Raw genomic sequence first — 5,206 nt, forward strand, 5'->3', positions numbered from 1 at the left:
GTCTCGGGGCGGGTGTGGGGGGTCATCGGGTCTCCTTCGCGACGCCGTGCGCCAGGTCTTCGAGGACGGCGCGGTCGCCGGTGGTGGTCAGCACCACGGTGCTGCCGTCCACCTCCGCCACGAGCCGTCGCTCCGGTTTCTTCGGATCGGCGTGGAGGTCCCACGCGATCCCGTCGATCTCGATCGTCTCCGACGTCGGGACCTGGTCCACCCGCAGGCTCACCCAGGTGGGGTCGACGTCCTCGGCCTGCTGCAGGCCCGCGAACACCGTGTCCGTCACCACCCAGCCGACGTCCCACGTGGAGACGCCGTCCAGCTTCTGCAGGCGGGCGTAGTTGGCGTACCAGGACTCCGGCACCTCGGGCGCCAGCGCCGGCAGGTCGCCGTCGTCGTGGGGGACCGTGGCGGCCTCGGCGGCGACGTCGACGCGGTCCTCACGGGGCCGCTGCGGCGGCTCCGGGTTGAGCAGGAGGACCACGGCCACGATCGCCAGCAGAGCCGCCAGGGAGAGCACCATGGCCATCCACGGCTGCCGGGCCCGCTGCGCCTGCGTGGCGGTCAGGACGGGACGGGGGGCGGGGGAGTGGGGGTCGGCGGAGCTCACGGTCAGCATTGTGCCACCCACGGGAGGCCGCCCCCGTAGGATGAGGACCGGGGCAGAGCCGCCCTCACGCCCCGTCCCGTGCGGACGGAGCGCCGCGAGCAAGGATCGGAGCAGCGATGACCAGCGCGTCCTCGGAGAAGACCGGCTACGAGAATCACGTCCCGGACCGCAACCTGGCCATGGAGTTGGTGCGGGTGACCGAGGCGGCGGCCATCGCCGCGAGCCCCTGGGTGGGCTACGGGGACAAGAACAAGGCGGACGGCGCCGCGGTGGACGCGATGCGCGCGTTCATGGACACCGTGGCCATGGACGGCACCGTGGTGATCGGCGAGGGCGAGAAGGACGAGGCCCCCATGCTGTTCAACGGCGAGCAGGTCGGCGACGGCTCCGGCGCCGCCGTGGACGTGGCCGTGGACCCGATCGACGGCACCCGCCTGACCGCCATGGGCTACAACAATGCGCTCTCCGTCTTCGCGGTGGCCGAGCGCGGCACCATGTTCGACCCGTCGGCCGTGTTCTACATGGACAAGCTCGTGGTGGGCCCCGAGGCCGCCGACTTCGTGGACATGCGCCTGCCGGTGAAGCAGAACGTGAACCTCGTGGCCAAGGCCCTGGACAAGCCCGTCTCCCAGGTGACCGTGTGCGTGCTGGACCGCCCCCGCCACGAGGGCCTGGTCAAGGAGATCCGCCAGGCCGGCGCCCGGGTGAAGTTCATCCTGGACGGCGACGTCGCCGGCGCCATCGCTGCCGCCCGCCCGGGCACCGGCGTGGACATGATGATGGGCATCGGCGGCACCCCCGAGGGCATCGTCACCGCGTGCGCGATCAAGGCCACCGGCGGCATCATCCAGGGTCGCCTGGCCCCCACCGACGACGCCGAGAAGCAGAAGGCCCTCGACGCCGGCCTCGACCTCGACGCGGTGCTGACCACGAACGAGCTGGTCACCTCCGACCACTGCTACTTCGCGGCCACCGGCATCACCGACGGCGACCTGCTGCGCGGTGTGCGCTTCGCCGACGGCCGCGTGCACACGCAGTCCATCGTGATGCGCTCGTCGTCCGGCACGGTCCGCACCGTGGACGCCGAGCACGACGTGAAGAAGTGGTCCAAGTGGCTGGGGGACCGCGACGCCCGCTGAGCCCGCGGGCCGGTCTGCCGGGCTCAGCCCCGCGGCAGGCCGGCCACGTGCACCGTCGCCGGGGCGCCGGCCGCGGCGCGGACGGCCAGCGGGCCGGACGCCGTCTCCGCTGCGGGCAGGAACACGGCCTCGCCCGGGCCCAGCTCGATCTCCTGGCCTGCCAGGGCCAGGCTCGCCGTGCCGCGGGTGACCACCGCGATCCCGGGCCCGTGCACGTCGAGCCCGTGGACGGCGTCGTCCTCGAGCGTGGCCTGGAGCAGCTCGAACTCCTCGAACGGCGGGCGGAAGGCCACCACGGAGTCGGCCACGCGCTCGGGCTCGGTGGAGGGCACCGGCAGCGCCTCGAAGGTGACCACGCGGCGCAGCTCGGGCACGTCCACGTGCTTCGGGGTGAGCCCGCCGCGCAGCACGTTGTCCGAGGCGGCCATGACCTCCACGCCCAGCCCGTGCAGGTACGCGTGCACGTTGCCGGCGGGCAGATGGATGGCCTGGCCCGGGGCCAGGTCCACGCGGTTGAGCAGGATGGCCACCACCACGCCGGGGTCGTCCGGGTGGTGCTGGGCGACCTCGAGGGCCGTGGCCAGCGAGGGGTCGCGCTCGGCCAGGTCCGGCGCGGCCCGCAGCACGTCCACGACCTGCGCGACGGCGCCGGGGGAGCCCCACACGGAGTCGGGGTCGAGGATCGAGGTGAACGCGTCCTCCAGGTCTCCGGCGGCGAGGGCCTGGCTGATCCGGGCGGCGGCGACGGCGACGGCGGACGTGTCCCCGTCCGCCCGCTCGGTGAGGGCGCGGGCCAGGGCCTCGAAGCTGTCCGAGGAGACCTCGGGGGAGCGGAAGCCGCACATCGCCGCGAAGGGGGTCAGCGCGAGCAGCATCTCCGGCTTGTGGTTCGCGTCCTTGTAGTTGCGCTCCGGGGCGTCGACCGGCACGCCGGCGGCCTCCTCCGCGGCGAAGCCCGCGCGGGCCTGCTCCAGGGTGGGGTGCGCCTGGATGGACAGCGGGGCGCCCGCGGCGAGCAGCTTCATGAGGAAGGGCAGACGGCCCTCCGGCGCGGCGGGCCCGAGACAGCGCTCCGGGTCCGCGGCCACCACCTCGTCCAGGCCGATGTGGGCGCCGTCCGCCACGACGGCGACGCACGGGGCGCCCGGATGGTCGCCCAGCCACAGCTCGGCCTCGGGGCGGCCGGTGGGCTCGCGTCCCTGCAGGTCGGCGAGGAGCGTGGGGGAGCCCCAGGCGTAGTCACGGATCACGGGCTTCAGGACGTGCATGCGCCCAGCCTAGGTCAGCCCGTCGGCCCGCGCGTCGCGCCTCACGGGGCGGGGACGCACAGCCCGTTCGTCGAGGACGCGTGGTTCAGCACGTCCTCCTGGCCCAGGTCCTCGGCCGTCATCAGGTCCTCGGCGGTGAAGGGCTCGCCGTCGGAGCGGGTCGGCGGGGCCGGCCACGTGGCCGGGTCGTCCTCGTCGACGTCGGGGGTCTGCGTCTCCTGCGCGACGACGGCCAGCACGGTGAGCAGCGGCGTCGCCGAGACCCCGGTCGGCTCCGATCCGGCGGTCACGGACTCATCGGCCAGCATCTCGTCCACGCGGCGGTGGACGAGGTCGTAGTCGGGGTAGGTGGTGAAGTGGGTGCCCGTGTCGCCGAAGTCGGGCGGGCCGATGGTCAGCCGCCGCATCTTCTGGCCGCGCGAGCGCTCGGCGAGGTCCGCGAACGTGCCGAGCTGGGACTGCGGCAGGTCGGTGGTCACGATCTGCTGGCCCGCCGCGAGGATCCCCTCGAAGCGGGTGAGCACGGTGGCGGGGCTGAACTGCTCCAGCATCGCCGCCTGCATGCACTGCTGCCGGCGGATGCGGGCGTAGTCGGTGGACCAGTGCCGGGAGCGGGCGAAGGCGAGCGCGTCGTCGCCGTTGAAGTGGTGGGTGCCCGGCTCCCACCAGATGTTGCCCCAGGCGCCGTCGGGCCGGACGCCGCGGTGCACCACGTAGCCGCCGCTGACGACGTCCACCCCGCCCATGGCGTCGATCAGCTGGGCGAAGCCGCCCATGTCCATGAGGGCGTAGCCGGAGACGTCCAGGCCGAGGATGCCGCCGGCGGCGTCCTTCATGGCCTCGGCGCCGGGGTGTTCGGCGCCCGGGTAGAGGTCTGCGTGATGCTCCTCCACGTCCGTGTAGAGGGCGTTGAGGATGCACTCGTCGCCGCAGTCGAAGCCGTTGGGGTACACGTCCCACAGCGGGGAGCCCTCGACGAACGGCGCGTTCTGGAGATTGCGTGGCAGGGAGAACATCACGATGGCGCCGGTGCGGGCGTCCACGGAGACCACGTGCATGGAGTCCGGGCGCAGCCCCTGGCGGCCCTCGCCGGCGTCCGCGCCCAGGACCAGGATGTTGTAGCGGCCCTCGGCCTCCGGGACGGCCGGCCCCTCCTGGAAGACCTCGCCGAGCGCCCCGCGGCTCGTGTTCGCCGCCCAGCCGCCGTAGAGCAGGGCGCCGCTGGTGAGCACGAGCGCGAGCGCGGTGACCGCCGCCGTGATCTTCCGCGCGCCGGGGGCGAGCAGGTGCGGCCGGATCAGCCGGAACGTGTCCACCCAGAGCACCGCCCAGCCCACCGCCAACGCCGCCAGGACCACCGCGAGCCCCAGCAGCACGCCGTCCCGGGCCATGAGCGAGATCAGGCTCGCGCGGGAGACCAGCCACCACAGCAGCCCCAGGATCAGCACGGCCCACACGGTGACGGTGACCCGCAGCGCCACGCGGCCGAGCCGGCGGCTGCCGGCGACGAGCTGGGCGCCGCCGGGGACCAGCAGGGTCAGGGCGGTGAGGATCAGCGCCCGGCGGGTGCGCTCGGTGGGGGAGGCGACGCGCGGGTCCCGAAGCGGGTCGGGCTGCGCGTGACCGGCGGGCACGGATCCGGTGGCGGGCGACATCAGCGGTCGGCGGCCATCCGCTCGCGCAGGCGGGCCCCCTTGGCCCGGGCCTGGGCGTTGAGCTCGTCGGCGTGCTCGGCGAGGGCGGCGCGCAGGCGGTCGCCCTCCGCGGTGTCGGCCGAGGCGAGGATGCGGGCGGCCAGCAGGCCGGCGTTGCGGGCGCCGTCGATGGAGACGGTGGCCACCGGCACGCCGGCGGGCATCTGGACGATCGAGAGCAGGGAGTCCATCCCGTCCAGGCTCTTGAGTTTCACTGGCACGCCGATCACGGGCAGGGGTGTGACGGCGGCGAGCATGCCGGGCAGGTGGGCCGCGCCGCCCGCGCCGGCCACGATCACGCGGATCCCGCGCTGGTGCGCGCGGGCGCCGAACTCCACCATCTCGTGGGGCATGCGGTGCGCGGAGACCACGCCGACCTCGACGGGCACGTCGAGCTCGCGCAGGGCCTCGGCGGCCGCGCTCATCACGGGCCAGTCGGAGTCGGAGCCCATCACGACGGAGACGACCGGGGCGTCGTCCTGCAGGGGCTGGGCGGGGGAC

Annotated in this window: 5 protein-coding genes; 1 reads left to right on the forward strand and 4 read right to left on the reverse strand. The window is 74.2% G+C overall.

Translation table 11 applies throughout. From position 1 onward, the window contains the following. Positions 1–22 precede the first annotated feature (22 nt). Complete coding sequence (locus J1M38_RS05820; RefSeq protein WP_069941642.1) at positions 23–613, reverse strand: DUF4245 domain-containing protein; 591 nt, start codon at positions 611–613, stop codon at positions 23–25. 107 nt (positions 614–720) lie between these two features. On the opposite strand from J1M38_RS05820, the gene glpX reads away from it, so the two are divergent. Further along, entirely contained in the window at positions 721–1,743 is a 1,023-nt protein-coding gene (gene glpX, locus J1M38_RS05825) for a class II fructose-bisphosphatase (protein WP_010079310.1), read from the forward strand. A gap of 23 nt (positions 1,744–1,766) precedes the next feature. Here glpX and manA read toward each other — a convergent pair whose 3' ends face one another. The 3 genes from manA to purE form a co-directional block, all read right to left on the reverse strand. Beyond that, on the reverse strand, positions 1,767–3,011 hold the full coding sequence (gene manA, locus J1M38_RS05830; protein ID WP_069941643.1) for a mannose-6-phosphate isomerase, class I: 1,245 nt from the start codon (positions 3,009–3,011) through the stop codon (positions 1,767–1,769). A gap of 41 nt (positions 3,012–3,052) precedes the next feature. Further along, the gene (locus J1M38_RS05835) at positions 3,053–4,645 is read right to left on the reverse strand and encodes an LCP family protein (protein WP_231119450.1); all 1,593 of its coding nucleotides are present in this window, start codon (positions 4,643–4,645) and stop codon (positions 3,053–3,055) included. Positions 4,646–4,665: 20 nt separating this feature from the next. Next, on the reverse strand, positions 4,666–5,206 hold a 541-nt coding region (gene purE / locus J1M38_RS05840), incomplete at its 5' end, for a 5-(carboxyamino)imidazole ribonucleotide mutase (protein ID WP_241246505.1).

The organism is Micrococcus sp. KRD070, from assembly GCF_017168435.1.
In the GTDB taxonomy this organism is placed as follows: domain Bacteria; phylum Actinomycetota; class Actinomycetes; order Actinomycetales; family Micrococcaceae; genus Micrococcus; species Micrococcus luteus.

What these genes read in the sequence shown, in the direction of transcription:
- J1M38_RS05820 (WP_069941642.1), bottom strand. Translation starts at nt 613, where the DNA reads ATGCTGACCGTGAGCTCCGCCGACCCCCACTCCCCCGCCCCCCGTCCC.
- glpX (WP_010079310.1), top strand. Translation starts at nt 721, where the DNA reads ATGACCAGCGCGTCCTCGGAGAAGACCGGCTACGAGAATCACGTCCCG.
- manA (WP_069941643.1), bottom strand. Translation starts at nt 3,011, where the DNA reads ATGCACGTCCTGAAGCCCGTGATCCGTGACTACGCCTGGGGCTCCCCC.